This window comes from Pseudomonas sp. SBT1-2 (genome assembly GCF_028640875.1).
Lineage (GTDB): Bacteria > Pseudomonadota > Gammaproteobacteria > Pseudomonadales > Pseudomonadaceae > Aquipseudomonas > Aquipseudomonas chlororaphis_I.
Genome location: NZ_JAQZAA010000099.1, coordinates 15,497 through 34,141, shown reverse-complemented (window position 1 = coordinate 34,141; position 18,645 = coordinate 15,497). Strand labels below are relative to the sequence as shown.

General features: G+C 63.4%; 15 protein-coding genes. All 15 read right to left on the bottom strand.

Annotation, left to right across the window (positions count from 1 at the left end; all coding sequences use genetic code 11):
* Positions 1 to 169: 169 nt before the first annotated feature.
* Positions 170 to 2,662, bottom strand: coding sequence for a fimbria/pilus outer membrane usher protein (locus PVZ78_RS21630; RefSeq protein ID WP_273829228.1), 2,493 nt, complete (start codon positions 2,660 to 2,662; stop codon positions 170 to 172).
* A 112-nt stretch (positions 2,663 to 2,774) separates the two neighbouring features.
* Entirely contained in the window at positions 2,775 to 3,506 is a 732-nt protein-coding gene (locus PVZ78_RS21625) for a fimbrial biogenesis chaperone (RefSeq protein ID WP_273829227.1), read from the bottom strand.
* A 50-nt stretch (positions 3,507 to 3,556) separates the two neighbouring features.
* Complete coding sequence (locus PVZ78_RS21620; protein WP_273829226.1) at positions 3,557 to 4,147, bottom strand: fimbrial protein; 591 nt, start codon at positions 4,145 to 4,147, stop codon at positions 3,557 to 3,559.
* Between the two features lie 651 nt (positions 4,148 to 4,798).
* Complete coding sequence (locus PVZ78_RS21615; RefSeq protein WP_009050927.1) at positions 4,799 to 6,097, bottom strand: NAD(P)/FAD-dependent oxidoreductase; 1,299 nt, start codon at positions 6,095 to 6,097, stop codon at positions 4,799 to 4,801.
* A 60-nt stretch (positions 6,098 to 6,157) separates the two neighbouring features.
* A complete protein-coding gene (locus tag PVZ78_RS21610) occupies positions 6,158 to 6,331 on the bottom strand; it encodes a DUF3094 family protein (protein WP_009050926.1) in 174 nt (57 codons plus the stop codon).
* A gap of 211 nt (positions 6,332 to 6,542) precedes the next feature.
* A complete protein-coding gene (locus PVZ78_RS21605; RefSeq protein WP_007924708.1) occupies positions 6,543 to 7,172 on the bottom strand; it encodes a DUF1780 domain-containing protein in 630 nt (209 codons plus the stop codon).
* Positions 7,173 to 7,287: 115 nt separating this feature from the next.
* On the bottom strand, positions 7,288 to 8,694 hold the full coding sequence (locus PVZ78_RS21600; protein WP_273829225.1) for a lipid II flippase MurJ: 1,407 nt from the start codon (positions 8,692 to 8,694) through the stop codon (positions 7,288 to 7,290).
* Entirely contained in the window at positions 8,694 to 9,515 is an 822-nt protein-coding gene (locus PVZ78_RS21595) for an acyltransferase (RefSeq protein WP_009050924.1), read from the bottom strand. The genes PVZ78_RS21600 and PVZ78_RS21595 overlap by 1 nt, the downstream gene beginning before the upstream one ends.
* Complete coding sequence (locus PVZ78_RS21590) at positions 9,512 to 10,909, bottom strand: O-antigen ligase family protein (RefSeq protein ID WP_273829224.1); 1,398 nt, start codon at positions 10,907 to 10,909, stop codon at positions 9,512 to 9,514. The genes PVZ78_RS21595 and PVZ78_RS21590 overlap by 4 nt, the downstream gene beginning before the upstream one ends.
* Positions 10,909 to 12,012, bottom strand: a complete 1,104-nt coding sequence (locus tag PVZ78_RS21585) for a glycosyltransferase family 4 protein (protein WP_053269956.1) — start codon at positions 12,010 to 12,012, stop codon at positions 10,909 to 10,911. The genes PVZ78_RS21590 and PVZ78_RS21585 overlap by 1 nt, the downstream gene beginning before the upstream one ends.
* On the bottom strand, positions 12,003 to 13,217 hold the full coding sequence (locus tag PVZ78_RS21580; protein WP_009050921.1) for a glycosyltransferase family 4 protein: 1,215 nt from the start codon (positions 13,215 to 13,217) through the stop codon (positions 12,003 to 12,005). The genes PVZ78_RS21585 and PVZ78_RS21580 overlap by 10 nt, the downstream gene beginning before the upstream one ends.
* Before the next feature lie 25 nt (positions 13,218 to 13,242).
* Positions 13,243 to 14,592 (bottom strand): cellulase family glycosylhydrolase, encoded by a 1,350-nt coding sequence (locus PVZ78_RS21575; RefSeq protein WP_009050920.1) that lies wholly within the window; start codon positions 14,590 to 14,592, stop codon positions 13,243 to 13,245.
* The gene (locus tag PVZ78_RS21570) at positions 14,589 to 15,770 is read right to left on the bottom strand and encodes a glycosyltransferase (RefSeq protein WP_009050919.1); all 1,182 of its coding nucleotides are present in this window, start codon (positions 15,768 to 15,770) and stop codon (positions 14,589 to 14,591) included. Before PVZ78_RS21570 ends, PVZ78_RS21575 begins: the two co-directional genes overlap by 4 nt.
* Positions 15,770 to 17,752 (bottom strand): GumC family protein, encoded by a 1,983-nt coding sequence (locus tag PVZ78_RS21565; RefSeq protein ID WP_038635188.1) that lies wholly within the window; start codon positions 17,750 to 17,752, stop codon positions 15,770 to 15,772. Before PVZ78_RS21565 ends, PVZ78_RS21570 begins: the two co-directional genes overlap by 1 nt.
* Positions 17,753 to 17,819: 67 nt before the next feature.
* Positions 17,820 to 18,644 carry a polysaccharide biosynthesis/export family protein gene (locus PVZ78_RS21560; protein WP_009050917.1) on the bottom strand — a complete coding sequence of 275 codons (825 nt, stop codon included), beginning with the start codon at positions 18,642 to 18,644 and terminating at the stop codon, positions 17,820 to 17,822.
* Between the last annotated feature and the right edge of the window lies 1 nt (position 18,645).

The window sequence follows — 18,645 nt, the reverse complement described above, 5'->3', positions numbered from 1 at the left end:
AACGAATGGCGTACGGTTACCGGGATAGCGAATTCTTTTTCATGAAGATCAAGAGCGTCTTTCCCGGTATTCCGTGAAGAACCTTTTTTTGGGGGAGATTTGGGTTGTCCGTTGTCGTTCTGTGCATATCCCCTTGCCGGCCCCTCGTTGCGAGGGGCGTTTACGGTGCTCACAAGGCCCGGCAAAGGCCATCCACGCGCTCGTATGCCAGCTCCTTGTTTGCCGCCGGAAGTGTGTAGTCCACCGTGCAGGAACCCTCGGCCCAGCGAATTTCCAGTCGGCCCTGGTCGGCAACGCCGAAGACCAGCAGGCGCGACAGGTTGTCGACCATGCCCAGGGGCTTGCCCTGCTCGTCGTAGCCTTGGGCGCCGAAGGGGATGGTGCCGCCTTGCTCCGCGCGCAGGACGAACTGCAGGCGACGACCGGTCTGTGCGGCGTAGGTTGTCTTGACGATGGCGCCACGGGTCGGCACCAGCACCCTGGAGGTTTCGTTGATCTCGGTGTCGGTGCCCAGGGTCTGGGTGTCCAGGTTCAGCCAGTTGTAGCGATAAGGCTGCATATAGGGCACCACCGCGTAACCCTTGCCATTGGTGCGTACGCCGTTCCAGCCGGATACCCCGACCCCGCCGACATCCGGAACTTCCATCAGGCCGAAGGTTTCGCCAAGCGGCTGGCCAAGGGTGATTCCACCGCTGTGCACCAGCAGGGAACCAGAAGCACCCAGGTCGATATGCTTGTCGTCGCGGCCCTGGCTGTAGCCACCACGCAGCTTGGCGACGGGGGTATCCCAGTCCAGACCGGCGCCTGCTGTGCTGCCGTTTCTTTTGCTGTGGCCGGCCTGTGCCGAGTAGCTGACGGTGGCCTGGTCGTCCAGGTAGCCGGACACGTTCGACTGCAGCGAAGAGTCGCCCTTGCTCGAGCTGATGGCGTTGCTGGAGAGGCGGTGAGAACTGCTTCTCCCTCCCAGCGGCAGGCTGATGCTGGCGGTAAGTTGTGTATCCGAACCACCGTTCATGGGATCGCTCTGGGTGCGTGACACCGCCAGGTTGTAGCTGACGCTGTTGATGCTGCTGCCATAACCAAATTGCCAGTTGCGCGTGCGGCCCTGCTGATTCCAGTAGCTGGTTTCATCCATGCTGAGATACAGCGACCCTCGTTGCGACAGGGTCTGGTTCACGCGCAGGTTGATTCGGCTCTTTTGTGCGCTGAAGCCGGCACGCTCCTGATACATGAGGTCGTCCACATGCTGGCTGAAGCTGCGAAAACCTTCGGTGGAGTAGCGGTAGCCGGCCATGGTGAAAGTGGTATCGGTGGCGTTCAGCGTCTTGGAGTACAGGAAGCGCGCACTGTGCCCCTTGTTCGTCCTGCCGTTCAGGGTCTTCGATTCACTGCTGGTCACGTCGAAGGAAATGCCGCCGAGGCTGGAGTTCACGCCTGCGCCAAGGTTGACGGCGCGATAGTCCTGGGCGAGCAGCGCACCGCCGTAGCCGGTCAGGTTGTCGGTTACACCATAGACCGCGGTGCCTTGGGTGAATGATGGCGACGGCTGGTCGGTGGAGCGATATTCACCGGCGGTGACGCTGTAGCGAAGATTGCCACGTCGGGTCATGACTGGCTGATAGGCATAGGACTGCTGGTATTCGCGCACACGGCCATCCGCTTCGATGATCTTGATCTGCAAGTCGCCGTTGGAACCGCTGGGATAGATGTCAGTGAACTCGAAGGCACCAGGCGGCACCGACGCGGAATAGATCACGTAGCCGTTCTGCCGTACCTCGACGGTGGCGTTGGTTTCGGCGATGCCGCGGATCACAGGCGCATAGCCGATCTCGTTATCAGGCAGCATGCCGAGGTCCGAAGCGATCTGGGCCCCGCGAAAACGAACGCTGTCGAAGATCTCCCCTGGGGTGTACAGCTCGCCCATGGAAAACTTGCCTTTCAGGCGCCGAACATCGCGCTCCAGATAGGTGCGGTTGCTCTTGAACTCGCTTTTTGTACCGGTACCGCCGGTCAGGGCGGATTCGTTGCGAAAGCGCCAGCCGGCGATATTGAAGCCGTTGCGCAGGTTCAGGTTGTGGTAGTCGCTCTTCGTTCCCTGGTTGGTGTTCCTGTTGAAGTTGGCCTGGTAGTCGCTGTAGAAGGCGGTGATGCCTTCGTCCCAGACCGACGGGTCGACATAACCACGGGAATAGCGCTGGACGTAGGCCTGCGGAATGCTGACCTGCAATGCCAGGTTGGTGACGTCGAAGTCCACCGCAGCGCCGGCGATCTGGGTGCTGACGTCGAGCGGCAGCTCATCCTTGGCGTCGGCGGCGATAAGCCCGTCCTGCTGGGCTTTGCCCGCGTTGAGCCCGAGCTCTTTGAGCAGCCCGAGCGAGAGGACGGGTTTGGCCTGCCCGGATGCGTCGGCACTGAAGGTGATCTCCTGGCGTTTGATCAGCACGTTGTTCAGGTAGAGGTCGACACTGTAGGTGCCTGGCGGAACGGTGCTGCCTTTCTCGAAATACTTGAGGTCCACCGGAGCACCCTCCATTTTCAGAAAGGATTCGCTGAATTCGACTTCTGCGGCGGACAGCTTCGAGGTCAGCCCCACTGCCATGAGGCAGGTCGCGCACGCCCGTCGGGCGATCCTGAAGCTGAGCTCTCTCTGAAAAATGGGCATGCGGAATCCTTTCGATCATGCATCGGGTAGCCGAGGCACTGACCTGAGTAAAAAGTCGGATAGGTAAAGCTTTGCGCGCTGGCGAGCGGCGCGAATGACGGCTGTGCTTTCGTTAGTTGGAAAGCTTGCTGGTGATGCGGTCCAGCCCGCCGTAGTCGTTGATGCTGTCGAATTCCACCGTTGCGGCTCCGGAACTCACGCTGGGCGAACCTTTGATCGCGACGACACGTGTTGCTCCCGGCGCGAGCATTTCTGCGGCAGCGGTATAGGTGCCAGCCCCTTTGCCAGTGAGCAGTTTCACGGTGCTACCGGAAAAGGACACGTGGTACGCGGAAGGGTTGGTCACTGAAAGCGCGGTTTTACCGCCTTGTTCCACCAGTTTCCATTGCAGGCTCTTGGCTGCATTGGCCGCAGTGTCCGGCAGGTTGGCCGGGCGGTAGAACAGTTTTACGCGCTGGCGTATGGCGATCTGCAGGCTGTTCTGGTCCTTGGCTTTTTGCGGAATCTCTTGCACGGCGAGCCAGAACACGGACTCCTTGTCGGTCGGTAACCCCTGGCCTTGATAGAGGATGCGCAGGACTTGCTGCTTGTTGCCTCCAAGGCGAACGAGGGGAGGGGTAATGGCGAACGGTACGTCGGTCGCGGACCCGCTGCTGTCTGGCTCGACCCAGGACTGGACCATGATGTCGTTCGAGTCCTGATTTCTGACGACGACGGATGTTTCCTTGGCTGGCGCAGCAAAGACGACGCGGGTGCCATCCAGCGTAATGCCGGCACTGGCCATCGACGCACAGAGCGTCATGGCGCCGGCGAGTGCAAGACGTGTCAATAGTGGGGTTTTCATAGCGGCTCCAGGTCGGAGGGAGGGGCGCAGGCCCCTCCCTTTGGCGCGGGTTACTCGTAGCTCAAGGTAAACGGCAGGGTGCCGTTTGCTTTACCAGCTTTGAACGCTTCGCCGTTTGCCACATAACCTGCACGCATGTTCAGCTTGGCGGTGTACGTGGTTTTGCCTTCTACGGTGTTTGGCGTCAGCTCGCCATCGATGGTTTCGTTCGCGCCGAGGTTCACCAGCTTGTTGCTGCTGTTGTAAAGACCGATACCCACACCTTCTGCAGCTTCAGTACCACCGACGATTTTCAGCAGCGAGACGTTGCTGCCGTCGACGCCGGAGCCACTGCTCGGGTCGAATTGCAGTTTGACGGACTTCAGGCCTTCTGCGGTGCCACCGCAATCCAGGTTCAGGTTGATGCTCTTACCACCGACGATGCTGCCTCCGGCAGTGCCGCCGAGCGAGTCGGTGCTGACCTTGCCGAGGTTGACATCAATGGCACTACTAGTACCGGAAGTACCGACGCCGGGGGCGATTTTGCAGGATGCAGCGACGATATCGCCGGTGAAGTTGATGGTGCCGTCTGCCGCAATAGCGGAAGTGCTGACTGCGCCAGCGATAGCCATGGAGACGATGCTTTTGAGAAGTTTGGACATTTCATGTACCTGCTAAAGTTGGAGGTGCAATCTTGTATCCTCACTTCGGTCGTTACAATAAGACTATTCTTAAACTGTTGATTGGTTTATGGCTTTGAGTGGCTGCTAATACTTTGTTGATTGGCGGGGTTTCAATAAGAAGATTCTTAAAGTGTTGTCTTGTGACGATTTTATTGAAGGGGATTGTCTGTCTGGTCTGGTAAGCAGGGGAGCGATTCTTATCGCCTCCGGTCGTTGTAGGGCCAGCCAGGAAGGCAGGTTCATTGGGTGATGGGCGAGTCGAGAGGAGGACTAAGCTAACTGCTGATACAACTAGATGGGACGTGGTTGTTGCCTTGAATGCTTATTGGATCAAGTCTGTATATGTTGCTTTAAAAGGTGCTGCTGGAAGCAGGGGTACGCATTGTTTGCGCTGGAGGGAGCAACTTTTGAACGCTAGGGATGAAGTCGGAAAAGTCTTTTTATTCAGTCGGTAGATTGGTTGTGTAATGTTCAGAAAATTCGTATATCAACTAAGGGAGGTTTCTTTTTTCTTCGAACTCTGGCAACTCCCCTGTGGGTCCCGAGTTGGACAAAGGCTTGAGCCAACTTTGAACAGGATGCAAAAAAATGCCCCGATCGCTCGGGGCATTCCTGTCTTGAACGACTGACTCAGTGCAGCTTGAGCCGTGGCTCGGTGCCGCGGCCGATCCGGCTGCCGAGCATCAGCATGGCGGTACGGAACGGGCCATAGAGCGCCATCTGGTGCATGCGGTACAGCGACACATAGAACATCCGCGCCAGCCAGCCTTCGAGCATCACGCTGCCGGTCAGGTTGCCCATCAGGTTGCCCACCGCGGAAAAACGCGACAGCGAGATCAGCGAGCCGTAGTCGGTGTATTTGTATTCCGGCAGGGCCTTGCCTTCGATGCGCAGTTTCAGTGACTTGGTCAGCAGCGATGCCTGCTGGTGAGCCGCCTGGGCCCGCGGTGGAACATTGCGATCGGTGCCCGGTTGCGGGCAGGCGGCGCAGTCGCCAAAGGCGAAGATATTCTCGTCGCGGGTGGTCTGCAGGGTCGGCAGGACTTGCAGCTGGTTGATGCGGTTGGTTTCCAGGCCGTCGATGTCCTTGAGGAAACCCGGTGCGCGAATCCCGGCGGCCCAGACTTTCAGGCTGGCGGCAATCACCTGGCCGTCGGCGGTGATCAGGCTGTCGGCGGTCACTTCGCTGACCGCGGCATTGGTCATCACCTTGACCCCGAGTTTTTCCAGGGTCTTGTGTACCGGTCCGCCAATCCGCTCCGGCAGGGCCGGCAGTACCCGTGGCCCGGCCTCGATCAGGGTGATGTGCATGTTTTCCGGCTTGATCCGGTCCAGGCCGTAAGCCGCCAGCTCATGGGCGGCGTTGTGCAGCTCGGCGGCCAGTTCGACGCCCGTGGCGCCGGCACCGACGATGGCTACGCTGATCTGCTCGACCACATCGGTCTGCCCGGCGTGGGCGCGCAGGTAGTGGTTGAGTAGTTGCTGATGGAAGCGTTCGGCCTGCTTGCGGGTGTCGAGGAACAGGCAATGCTGAGCGGCGCCTTGGGTGCCGAAGTCGTTGGTGGTGCTGCCCACGGCGATCACCAGGGTGTCGTACCCCAGCTCGCGGGCCGGCAGCAGCTCCACGCCATTTTCGTCGTAGGTGGCGGCCAGCTGGATTTTCTTCTGCTGACGATCGAGCCCGCTCATGCGGCCCAGCTGGAACTCGAAGTGGTTCCATTTGGCTTGGGCGACATAGTTGAGTTCGTCTTCGGAAGAGTTCAGCGAGCCGGCGGCTACTTCGTGCAGCAAGGGCTTCCAGATGTGGGTCAGGTTCGCGTCGACCAGCATCACACTGGCGGTGCCGCGCTTGCCCAGAGTCTTACCCAGACGGGTAGCCAACTCCAGACCGCCGGCGCCGCCGCCAACGATGACAATACGATGAGTCATGGGGATATCTCGCAAGGCTAAAAGAAATCGGTACGGTTACCCGAGCGAGCGCGATGCAGCTCATAGCGTCAGGTAACTGATAAGTCGGCTCAGCAGGCCCAGGCCAATGGTGATGGTCACGACTATCACGAGGAGCATCCACGGCCGGAAGGGCCGGCGCTCGACTCGGTGCTGGGCCAGTTGCAGGTATTCTTCGACATGGCGTTGGTCGTCGGGGTTCAGGCGGCTGGTCATAAAAAGCCTCGTCAGCTAGACGTTGCGAAAAGTATGAAGGTTACAGCGCAGTGCCATCTTGTCGGGCTATGCGGCATGGAACGGAGCATAGCTGCTCGCGGATGCGGACCTTGTCATCGCGCGAGTGATTGCGCTTTGTAACACTCGCAGGGTGTTTGCGCCATGCCACAACGGTCTGAAGTGGGGGCTGGAAAAACCTTGGCTAAACGACCTACAGGCTGATCCCGACGTCGAAGAGGATGCTGCGCCCCAGGTTGCCGCGCAGGAAGTCCGGCGCGTCGGGATGGGCGAACAGCACGCGGGCGAAGGTCGGCCCGACCAGCGACAACGAGCGCCAACCCTGGCGCAGATATTCGGTCGGTGGCGGGAAATGGCTGTTGAGATCGAGCACTTCGCGCTTGAGGCTGGCGAAGGCGATGATGTCCAGCTCCCCCAGGTCCATGCCGCGTTCTTTGTAGTTGTGGGCTTTCTTGCGCAGGGTCGGTGCCAGCCTGAGCAACAGTTCGTTGGCCGGAATGCGCTTGGGCTTGGCCTCGCGCCGCACCAACTGGCTAAGGGAGAAAGCACTGCGGCGCCGTTGCAACTCGTCGCGCCATTCATCGTTGAGGCGGCGGCCTTCGTCCAGCACGAAGAACACCTCGAAACAGGCTTCGCGAAACAGTACGTCCGGCGGCTCCTGCCCGGCGGGCGTGAATTCGTCGGCACGGTAGGGGATGTTCAAGCCTTGCAGCAGGCGTTGGCAGACCCAACGCTCACGCTCCCATTTGCGCGCATTGGACAGGAACGCGTTGGCTTGTTCGGCCTGAATGGTGAGCAGGCGCAGGTAATCTGAGTCATCCATAGTCCAAGCTTAGCGTCCAAACGCTGATCCAAGAAATACACTCTGCCGGGTAGGCGGGGGCTGACTGCACTTATAACGGATAAGTGTGACATCAGGTCAACCCTCTGCCGCTCGTTCACGCCCGCCAGGGTTTCAGCCACAGGCCCAGGGCGATCAGCAGGAGCAGCCCGGCCACAGTGCTGAGTCCCAGTTGCAGCCAGACATTCGGCAGCGGATGCAACAGCAGCGCCGCGGCACTCAGCAGAATGGCGCTGACAGCCCAGCGCACCGGCCAGCTGATGAGACTGAGCAACTGTTGGCGCTGCATCAGCAACAGGTTGGTCAGGATCACGCCGCCGAGGGCGGCCAGGGGAATCGCATTCAGCCCCGCAATCAGCGGCAAGCCCGCCAGCAGCAAGGCGTTGAGCAGGCTGCCGAGCAGTTCGCAGTACAGCGGCGTTCGGGTATCGCCGGCGGCATAGGCGTAGCGCGCGAGCATGGCGTTCCAGGCGCCGAACACCAGGGACACGGCGAACCAGCCCAGCAGCGCCGGCAGCGGTCCGTCGGCGCTCTGGGCGGGCAACAGCCAGTGGATCAGCGCCGGGCTGGCGCCCACCAGGCCGAGCGCGGCTGGCAGGCTCAGCAGGGTCGCGGCGTCGAGCCCGCGATGCAGCAGCCCCAGGCGCTGATCGCCGGACTTGCCGCTCATCAGGCCGAGCAGGACCTGGTTCAGGCTCATCAAGGCAATCAAGGGCAGGTTGATCAGCTTGCGGGCCAGGTTGACCCAGGTCACCGCGCCTTCGCCCAGGTAGCTGGCGACCACCCGTTCCACCAGCGCCAGGCCCTGGCTGGCCAGGTTGCTGGCCAACAGCGGGCCGAGGCGCACCAGCAATTCCCGGCTGGCCCCGGCGTCCCCGCGGACCTGCCAGGGGCGCCAGCCGGTTTGCCAGATCGCCGGCACCAGCGACAGGCACATCAGCAGGCTGCCGAGAAAAAACGCCAGCGAAAGGCCGGAGCCCAGGCTCGCCTGGCCGTAGAAAAACAGATAAAGCACCGGTGGCAGGTTGAACAGCAGCGAACCCAGCCCCGGCAGGACAAAACGTTGCCGGGCATGCAGCGGAATGCTGAACAGCGCATGCAGGAGCAGGCCGGGGATACAGGCGGCCAGACTGCGCAGGTTGGCGGCGGCTTCGGCCTGGGCTGCGCTGTCGAGCCCGGGACCGATCAGGCGGATCCACAGCGGCGCGCTCAAGGCCAGCAGGGCATAGAGCCCCAGTCCCAGGCCCAGCAGGCGCGGACTCAGGCCGGCCAGCCAGGCGTGCTGGCGCCGGGCGTCGCGCTCCTGATAGAGCGGCAGGGCCGCGGCCGCCAGGATACCGGCCGCCAGGGTCATGCGCAGGGCTTCGGGAATGAACACCGCGACCAGGAACGCATCGCTGCGGCTGCCCGCGCCCCAGGCCGCCACCAGCAGCCATTCGCGGGCAAAACCGGCGAGCAGCCCGGCGAGGGTCGCCAGGGTCAGCAGCAGGGTGCTGCCGAGCATCAATAGAACAGGGTGAACAGGCCTTTGCCACCCACCTTGTAGTTCAGGTCGTGAGGGCGCTCGCCCATGGGTTTGGCACCGCTGCCACCGATGATCTTGTAGGGGGGAACGGCCTTGGCCACCAGGGTGTTGGCGGTCACTACCGCCCCGCGACCGATATGCGAACCATGGGCAAGCAGCGCCCGGGTGGCGATCCAGGCGTAGTCATCGATGTAGATGGGCGCGGACACCGACCAGAACTCGGGGCTCATCGGGTCATGGCCGCCGGCGAGAATCAGCACGTGAGAGGCGATCGTCACATGATCGCCGATGATCAGCCCGGCCCGGGCGTCGATCTGACAATGCCAGGCGATCACGCTGTCATCGCCGATCACCAGGTTTTCCACACCCAGCACCTCGGTGTTGCGCCAGATGGTCGAGCCCTTGCCGATTTTCGCGCCGCCCAGGCGCAGCCAGGCGATGCGCACGTGATGGCTGGGGATCTTGTTGATCAGGATGTTGTAGGCCTGTTCCCAGGCCCGCAACCAGCGGTCCTTGAGGGTGGCCAGGTTCTTGCCGTAGCGCGGCACCAGGGTGGTGGGGATGTCCTGCTTCAAACGACCATACAGGCGTCGGGCCAGGGGATGCTCGATGATCTGTTCGATGTCCACCGAGCAGACGCTGTAGCGCGCCTGCTCGCCGTCGCCCTCGACGAACAGCACGTCGTTGTTCAGCCCCCAGCTGTAGGCCTCGAGCAGTTCATCGTGGCTGACGCCCAGCTCCGAGGCCAGGGCCGGCAGGCGTTCCGGCAGATCCGCAGAATGGAAAATACGGTGTTTCATGCTTGGCGATCCTTGGGGTTGTTGAGAGGGAGGGTGATGGCCGGGCGTAACCGGACCTGTTGCAGGCTCATGCCCATCAACAGCCAGAACAGACCGATCAGTACGAAAGTGAAGCTGAAGTAGTGGTCGAACAGACCCGTCAGCAATGCTGCCAGCAGGCCGGAAATGCAGCCCAGCCACAGCGCGTTGTCAGCGGTCACCTGACGGATCGGCGCCAGCGGGCGCACTTCGCGCCACCACAACAGGGTGACGGCGATGAACAGCAACATCCCCGGAATGCCGATCTTGTAGATGAAGTTCAGCCACAGGTTGGAGATGCCCGGCAGGTTGGTGCCCGGTACCGGCGGATCGACCTTGAAGCCGATGCCCAGCGGGTAGCGCATCATCGCCTCGGGGAATTTCGCGTACTCGTCGAAACGCACTTCGGTACTGGCGTTGGTCGCCGAGAACATGGTCATCAGGCGTTCCTGCAGCGGTGGATAGAACATCACCAGGGCCACCGCGAAAGCCGCCCCGAGGCCGATGATCCGGCCGCTGTAGGGCACGCGTTTGTAGGTCAGCCAGATCAGCACCAGGGCCAGGGCCAGGATCGCCCCGCGGGAAATACTCAGCAGCAGCCCGGCGCAACCGAGGATTGCCACCGCCAGCCCCAGGGCCCGACGCGCACCGGTGCGGGTCCAGCCATAGAGCAGCGCCAGGGGAATGAACAGCACCAGCACGCCGCCCGTGAGGTTGGGGTGAACCCAGGGCGATGCCATGCGTTGGTAGTTGGCGGAGAAGATGTCCTTCACCGCTTCCGGGTGGGCGTACTTGAGGTCGGTGAGGATCGGGATCATCGACATCGCGTTGCGCGACTTGATGAACATGCCGATCGACAACAGCAGCATCAGCAGAGTGCCCAGCAGCAGGGCGATCACCACTTTGTCGCGGTCGGCATCGGTGCGCAGCAGCAGCGGCACCATGAACAGCAGCGACAGGTTCATCAGCCAGCGCACCCAGTTCACCGGGCCGTTGCCGTCGGCATGAATGATCAGCATGCCCCAGACAAAGGGAATGGCGCTGAACAGCATCAGCCAGGCCATGGCCCGTTCGGTGGGACGCCAGAGCATGAGGTTGCGGGTCTTGCCGATGAACGATTGCCAGAACAACCCGACCCACGTCAGGCCCAGCACCGCCTCACTGACCGTGGTGCGAATCCCCAGTTGCAGCGTGGTGTAAGGAATGCAGGTGGCCAGCACGGCGAAGATCAGCAGGCCCCACAGCGGCTTGCGGATCAGCGTCAGGGTCACGGCCAGGCCGATCACCACGAAGATGACTTTTGCCGGTGGCAGGGCCCACAACAGAATCCCGAAGATCAACCCCAGGGTCAGGCCAATGAATTTTCCTGGCAGCATCAGTGAAAGAGCCCTGTGAGCAAGGTATCGAGGCGCTGGCGGTAGGTCGGTTCGGCAAATTGCCGGGCCCAGTCGCGCAGGCTGTCCGGATCCGGCCTGTTGCTGTCCTGGGCCTGTTCGATCAGCGCGTTGCGCAGGCTGGCGCGATCACGGGCATTGAAGCGTCGCGCGCTGGGCGGAGACACTTCGTCGAGGGCCGAGCCCCTGGCCACCGCCACCGGCGTGCCCTGCCACAGCGCCTCGACCACCGGCAGGCCGAAGCCTTCGGCGTAGGAGGGTTGCCACAGGCAGTCGGCATGCTGGTACAGGGCCTGCAACTGCTCGTCGCTGACGCCATTGACCCAATGCAGGCCGGGCAACTGGCTCAGGTTCGCCGGCAGGTCGCTGGCGTGGCCGACCAGGACCAGCTCCGGTACTTGCGGGTTTTCCTGGCGGCAGCGCTGCCACTGCTCGATGAAGAACGGCATGTTCTTGCGCGGCTCCCGCGTCCCGACGGCCAGCCAGTAGCGCTCGGGCAGGCCCGCCGGCAGTGGGCCGATGGCGCCCTGGAACTCCGGCACCAGGTTGTTCAGCACGCGGAACTTCGGCCGCGCCCAGGGAAACAGCCGGGCCGCTTCGCTGCAGGAAAACCGCGAAGGGCACCAGACTTCATCGGCGACCCAGATTGACCAGGCGATCGACACGGCATCGATCAGCCGATAGGCCAGGGCCTTGAGCTGCGAGCGGTGGAAGTTGCGCTGGGTCAGCTGGAACAGGTCATGCAGGATCAGCACATAACGGGTACCCGCCGGCTTGTGGCCGATGGGCAGGCCCATGTTGGCGGTGGCGATGTACAGGTCGACCGACTGCTCGCGAATGGTCGCCGGCAAGAATTTGCGTTCGAAGCGCAGGCGCACGCCGGGGCGTTGCACGCCATCGAGGGGGCTCGGCCAGGCCGGACAGAAGGCGGTCTGGCGTTGCTCATGCTCCAGTGGCGCTTCGCTCACCAGCAGCAATTCGGTGTCTTCACGGGCGCGCAGGGCCTGTTCCAGTGCCTTGACCTGACGGGCGATGCCCGAAGAGGGAGCGACCGTGGCCGGACGATAATCGAGGGCTACACGCATGCGGGATGCTCCTGTGTGGAGGGCAGGGTCCGGTAGATCTGTTCCAGCTCGTCGCCGGCTACGGCCCAGTCATGATGCTGGCGGGCATACAGGCGGGCGGCGCCGGCCAGTTGGGCGGCCAGGGTCGGCTCGCTCAACAGGCGAATCACGGCATCGGCCAGGGCCTGGGCATTGTCGCCTGCCAGGTAATGTTCCTCGGGGCGGATGGCCAGGCCCGAGGCGCCTTGTGCGGTGCTGACCAGCGGCAGGCCGGCGGCCATGGCTTCGAGCACCTTGAGCTTGGAGCCGCCGCCCTGGCGCAACGGCGCGATGAACAGCGCGCAACGTCGTTGCAGATCGGGCAGGTCCGGCACGAAGCCGACCCACTCGATGCGGCTGTCGGTCCAGCGTTCGGGCCAGTTGGCCGGCAAGGCATACCCGGCCACCGCCAGGCGCGCCTCGGGGCAGTGGCTCCAGACCCGCGGGAAAATCTCGTCGAGCATCCACTGCACGGCGTCCAGGTTCGGCGCGTATTCGTAGTTGCCGACAAACAGCACCCGCTGGCTCTGCGGGTCGGCCGAGACTTCGGCAAAGCTGCGGCTGTCGACGCCGTTGACCACCACCTCGACCGGGGTACGGGTCAGCTGGCGCATGGCCTGGGCATCGCTTTCGGTCACCGCGACCACCTGGCGGGCCGAATCGAACGCCTTGCGTTCCCACTGCCGGCAGCGCCATTGGTCATAGCGCACGAAGAGGCTGGCCCAGGCCGGGAAGCGGTCATAGGTCGCGCCGCCCAGGCTGGATTCGAGGTTGTGCTCGGTGAGCACGAAGTCCCGGCCGGCCCGCAGCAGCGGTTGCAGATAGGGTTGCAGGCTGTAGCTGTGCTCGACCTGGATCACATCCCAGGGCTCCTGCAGCAGGCTGTCGAAGCGCTCGCGCAACGGACGTGACACACCGTTGACTGTGGTCAGCAGCGGCCAGGGCGCGAACAGCCCGGCCAGCAGCGTGACCGGATGTTTCAGCGGGCGCCGGGGCTCCACGATCAGGCGCTCCAGCCAGGGCTCGAGGGTGGCGCGGGTGGCGGCATCGGCCTCGGTCTTCGACTGCACCAGCAAGGTGATGCGATGACCCCGCTCGCTCAAGGTCCGCAGCAAGTGAAACTGGCGAGTCTTGCCACCGCTGGTCATGGGCCAGGGCAGGTAGGGGAGAATCCAGAGAATCTTCACGTACGGCACTCCAGGTCGAGATCGATTACCACACGAGAATCTGCAGGGACGATTTCACGGTCGGCTGGATGCCGTCCGCGGCGTCGAGACTGGCCCGGGTTCCGCTGAGCGGATCGTAGAGCTCGGCCTGGTGCACTTGCGGCAATTTGATGGTGCCGCCCTTGGCGCTCCAGAACATCAGCAGGCGCTTACCGTCGTCGCGGGTCCAGGACACGCTGTAGAAGGTGTCGGGCAGGTTTTCCAGCACGGGCGTCTTGCCGGGCTTGAGGCGCGCGCCGGTGATCTCGAGAAACCGCGCGAGCGCCTTGTACACCGGCTTGGGTTCGCCGTTGAGGTCGAGCAGGCCGTAATGCTGGTCGCGGGCCGAGGCGCGCGAGTCGAGATCGGAAAGGGCGAAGAGGAAGATCCGCTCGTAGTCCTGATCGCTCATCAACGCCAGGCGGCGCAGGGTGTAGTCGGCCTGGCCGTCGACGCCGATCAGCCGCTGCATCTCCTTGGGCCCGGCGTAGCTCGACCAGCCCCACTCGGTGGCCCAGACCCTCTTCAGGCCGGCGCCGTGCAGCATGTCGTTGAGCTGCTTGCCGCGCAGCAGCACTTCGTTCTTGCCTGGTTCATCCGTTTCCGGGGTTTCCGAATACGGGTGGTAGGCGGCGACCATGCCCAGGCTCTGCACGCCCAGTTCGCCGAGTTTTTCGAACATCAGCGCGTTGCGCTGGGTCGGCATCTGGCTGTAGTAGGCCATGCCGCCCATGACCTGGGTCTTGTCCGGCGCCACCTGGTTCAGCGCCTGATGAGTCGCCAGCAACAGTTCGCCGTAGCCTTTGGCATCGGGTTTCGGCCGCCAGTTGTTGGGGATGTTCTGTTCGTTCCACACCTGCCAGGCGTCGATGTTCGGGTAACGCTGGGCCAGCATCGCCATGCGCGTGGCGAAGACTTTCGGATCGCGCGGCGGGTACTGATCCTGGAAGGGCCCGCCCTTGGGAGCGGTGGTCACGAAGGGCGCCGAGCCGACGAGGTAGAACAGCGACTTGAGTTTCGCGTCGCTCAGGGTCCGGTCCAGTTCGTCGAGGGTGCTGAGCTGGTAACCCTCTTCGGTGGGCTCGAGCCGGTCCCAGTGCAGGTCGACCCGTACCCATTGCAGGCCGAGCTGTTTATAGGCGGCGATCTGTTTGCGGTATTGCTGCGGGGTGAACCACAGGAAGTGCGCGTTGACCCCCAGGTAGTCCTTCCACACCAGGGTGCGATCGGGAGCCAGGTTGATCGGCGTGGCATCGACTTGTTCGCTGAGCAGCAGGGCGCCGCCCACCGCCAGCGCGGCCACCAGCGGCAGATAGCGCAATAGCGGGCGACGTTCGAGGCCTGGTCGGGTCTTCATATCGATCGCTCCTTGCACACTTCATTGAACAGTTCGGCAAAACGGCGCGCGGTCGCGCTCCACTCACGCTGGTGCCCGGCCTCGCTGGCCCGCGCGGCCCACTGGCGGGCCAGTTCGGGCTCCAGCACCAGGCGGCTCAGGTGCTGGCTCAGCGCTTCGACATCGCCTTGCTGATAGGTCACGCCATTGCCGCCGGCAACCTCTTCGGCAAAGGCCCGGGCATTGGAGGTGACGACCCCGCGACCGCAGGCATTGGCCCAGGACAGGGCGCCGCTGGTGCCGCGCATCTGGCCGAGCCAGGCGAGCTTTTTCGATTCCCGGTACGGCAGCACCATCACATGGTGGGCCTGGATGGTGCGGGCGATCTCGGCGGACGGCAGGTCCAGTTGCCAGTCCACCACATCGTCCAGTTGCAGTTCGCGGATACGCTGGCGCAGGCCGTCGAGGTAGTTGCCGGCCGGGTCGAAGGTCATTTCCGGGGCGGTGCCGCCGGCCAGGGTCAGGCGGACCTGGCCACGGCACTGCGGGTTGGCCGCCAGGGTGCGGGCCAGGGCTTCGATCAGGTCCTCGATGCCCTTGCCGCGGTAGATGAAGCCGAAGTACAGCAGGCGCAGCGGCACCAGCGGCGGCAGTTCGGCTGCCGGGATCGGCAGGTTGCCGTGGGCGATCACCGCTACCTGTTGCGGCTGCAGGCCCATGCGCTGGCGCAGGCAGTCGCCGCCCAGCCGGGTCAGGGTAATCAGCCGGCGCATGCCACGGGCCAGGCGCCGTTCTTCATGCAGGGTCAGCGGGTCGGCGAGCAGCGCCGCCGCTTGCGGCAGCGGGTGCGGCAGGCGTTCGAGCAGGGTCAGCGGCCAGAACAGCCGGGCGCGCCGCCAGATCAGGCGTTCCGGGTCGTGCACGGTGGCGGTGCGCGGGATCCGCGGTTGTTCGCTGCTCAGGTAGTCGAGCGCCTGGAATTCGCCGAAGCGGCCACCCCCGAGTTCGGCGTGCACCAGGTCGACGCCCGTCCAGTCGAAGGCACGCAGGCGCGTCAGCTGTTCCGCGGGATCGTGACAGCCGGCCAGCGGCGTCAGCACCTCGATGCCAAGGCCGCGCAGCGCATTGCTGAAATGCGCGGCGTAGTCGGCGATACCGGTCTGTTCCGGCGGCAGCGGGGCCAGCAAGGCGATACGCATCAGGCGGCACCGCGCCAGCTGTTGATCCGCTCCAGCACCCTGGACGGTACTTCGAAGCGACGACGGTTGAGGATCAGCCCGTCGACCTTGCCGAAGGCGGTGGTCAGCAGCGACAGCGCATTCTCGATCATCGGCACGGTGCTGGTCCGAGCCTCGATCACCAGGGCGATCAGGTCGGCGCGGCGCAGGATCAGGAAGGCCTCCTGGTTCGACAACAGGGCCGAGGCATCCAGCAGCAGCACTTCACCGGGCTGGGCCGGCGCGCTGTCATTGACCCGCACGCGATGGCCGCGTTCTTCCAGCAGGCGGCGCAGGCGTTCGAGGATGAAATTCACGCCTTCGCCATGGCGCGCCGAGGTCAGGCCCAGGGTCAGGCCCTGGCTCTCGATGCGGTCCATGGGCAACAGGCTGTAGAGCCGGTAGATGCTCGCGGTCATCGCTGCGGGTGTGGCGTCCTCGAGGTCCGGCACGCTGCCCCACAGCGGCACCTGGAACAGCTCCGGCAGGCGCGAGCCGTCGTGGATGCGCTGGTCCAGCAGGTAGCAGACATAGATGGTCAAAAGACCCACGGCGATCCCCGCGGGAATGGCGAACAGCAGGATCAGCAGGCTCTTGGGGAAGACCCGCGCCGGGTTGAAGGTGGCGTGCTCGATGATCGCGATGTTGCTGATCTGGCTGCTGTCGAGTTCGTGGTCGATGCGCGCCTGTTCCAGGTTTTCCGAGTACAGCGCGTAGCTCTTTTCAGCGGTGCGCAACTGCTGGGTCAGGCGGTTGAGTTCAGGCTCGTCGGTCAGCACCCGGTCGCGTTCGGCACGCAGGGTGGCCAGGGTCTTGTCGTAGTTCTCGATCTGTCCGGTCAGCCGGCGTTGTTGCAGCTGGGCATCGATGACCTGCTGCTTGACGTTGGTCACCAGGCTATTGGGCGCAATGTTCTTCGAGCGTTCCAGGCGGGTCTCTTCCTGTTCGCTGAGGGCCTGCAGGTCGTGGATGTTCTGTTCGATCTGCTTGACCGCCGGCGCCTCGGGCAAATAGGTGCGCAGCAGGCGCGCGCGTTCCACTTGCAGGGTGTTGAGCTGGCGCTTGAGGTCGAGCTGGGTCGGGTTGAGGCTGGTCTCGCGACTGGTCACCACTTCGACGGGCTGATCGAGGATCTGCTGGCGGGCGTTGATCAGGAAGCTGCTGATCCCGGACAGCTGGTTCTGCGCATTGACCCGGGCGTCGGTCAGCCGGTCGATCTGGCTGGTGAGGTTTTCCAGGCGGGCATCGACGCTGATCGAATCGATCTGCTTCAGGCGGCCCTGCAACTGTTCCTTGAGGCTGAGGATCTGCGCGGCCACCTTGTTGCCTTCGCCCTCATAGAAGGCGTAGAGGCTCTTGCGACCGAGGACCCGGGCGCGTTCCTCGAGGAAGGTGTCGACCCAGATTTTCACCACCTGCTGCGCGACTTCCGGGTCGTCCCAGGTAAAGCTGATATCGATCACCGAGGAGCCCGCTTCATGGCTGGCCTGGAAGTTCTTTTCCAGGCGGGTCGCCAGGCGGTCCTGCGGGCTCTGCGGCTCCGACAGGCCGACCAGTTGCAGCAGGCTGCGCAGCGCATCGATGGCCGTGCCCATGGCCTTCTTGGCGTAGAACTTGAGGGTCTTCCAGAAACCCTGGGGTTCGGCAGCCGCGCTCAGTTCCAGGTAGCGCTGGGCGACGATGTGCACGATCGGCCGGCCGGTGAGCATCTTCTCCTCATCGACGATCGGGTCGTGCTGGGTGCTGGGCGAGATCAGCGTCTGGCGATTGCTGGCCTCGATCGGCACCGTGGTGCTGTCGCGCCCGGGCTTGACCAGCAGGCGCGCGTCCGACTCGTAGCGCGTCGGCAGCAGGAAGGCGCCCAGTACCGCGACCACGATGGTGGTGACGACCGCCAGCTTGAACTCGCGGCGGAATATGAAGAACAGGCGCAACAGGTCGCGTAGAGAGCGTATTTCGATCACGGGATCACTCCGTTGAAAGTACTTGTAGCAGTGGCTGATGGAGGCCGATCAAACGCATCACTCCTGTCTACTGAGAAATGTTATTGACGTTTTCGATGTTGGTCGTGCTGTTGCCGCTGTTTCTTACATCCTGGCTGTTCAAGTCGTAGTTGAAGCCCAGGCCGATCCCTTTGTTAACCGGGAACAGCTTGGTGAAGTACATGTCCACCGCTTCCACCGTGCTGCCGATGGTCGATTGCGGCACGTAGATCAGGTCGCCGCGCTGCAGGGCGACCAGCGGATGGTTGGGGTTGCTGAGCATGTTGCTGAGGTCGACGAAGTACATCTTGTACTTGCCGTCGGGGCCGGTCCGGAGCAGGGCGATGTTGGAGCTGTCGGCCGACGGCAGGACGCCGCCAGAGCTGAGCAGGGCCTGCTCCACCGACACGGTGCCGGCCAGGTTGAAGAACGACGGGTTGGCCACCGCGCCGCCGATGAACACCCGGTTGCTTGGGGCAATGGCGATGTTCACGGTCACTTCGGGCTCGCGGTAGACACGGGTGTAGCGTTTGGTGATTTCCTTGCCCAGGTCTTCCGGGGTCAGCAGCGCGGCCTTGATCCGGCCGATGTTGGGCATCGAGATGAAACCGTCCGGGCGCACCACGAACAGCGTCATGTCGTCGGTGGCGGCCGGCTCCTGGGCATCGCGCACGATGCGCAGGGTGTCGCCGCTCTGGATCAGCACCTGGGCTGGCGGCAGGTCGGCCAGGGTCAGTGCCGCCGCGTGGCGAGCCTTGAGGGTGTCGCTGTCAGGGAGCGCGACATGGGCGGGGGTCGAGCAGCCGCCCAGCCACAGGGAGGCGGTCAGGATGCTCAACAGACAAAGCCGGGAAGGTCGGTTAATAGTCATCATG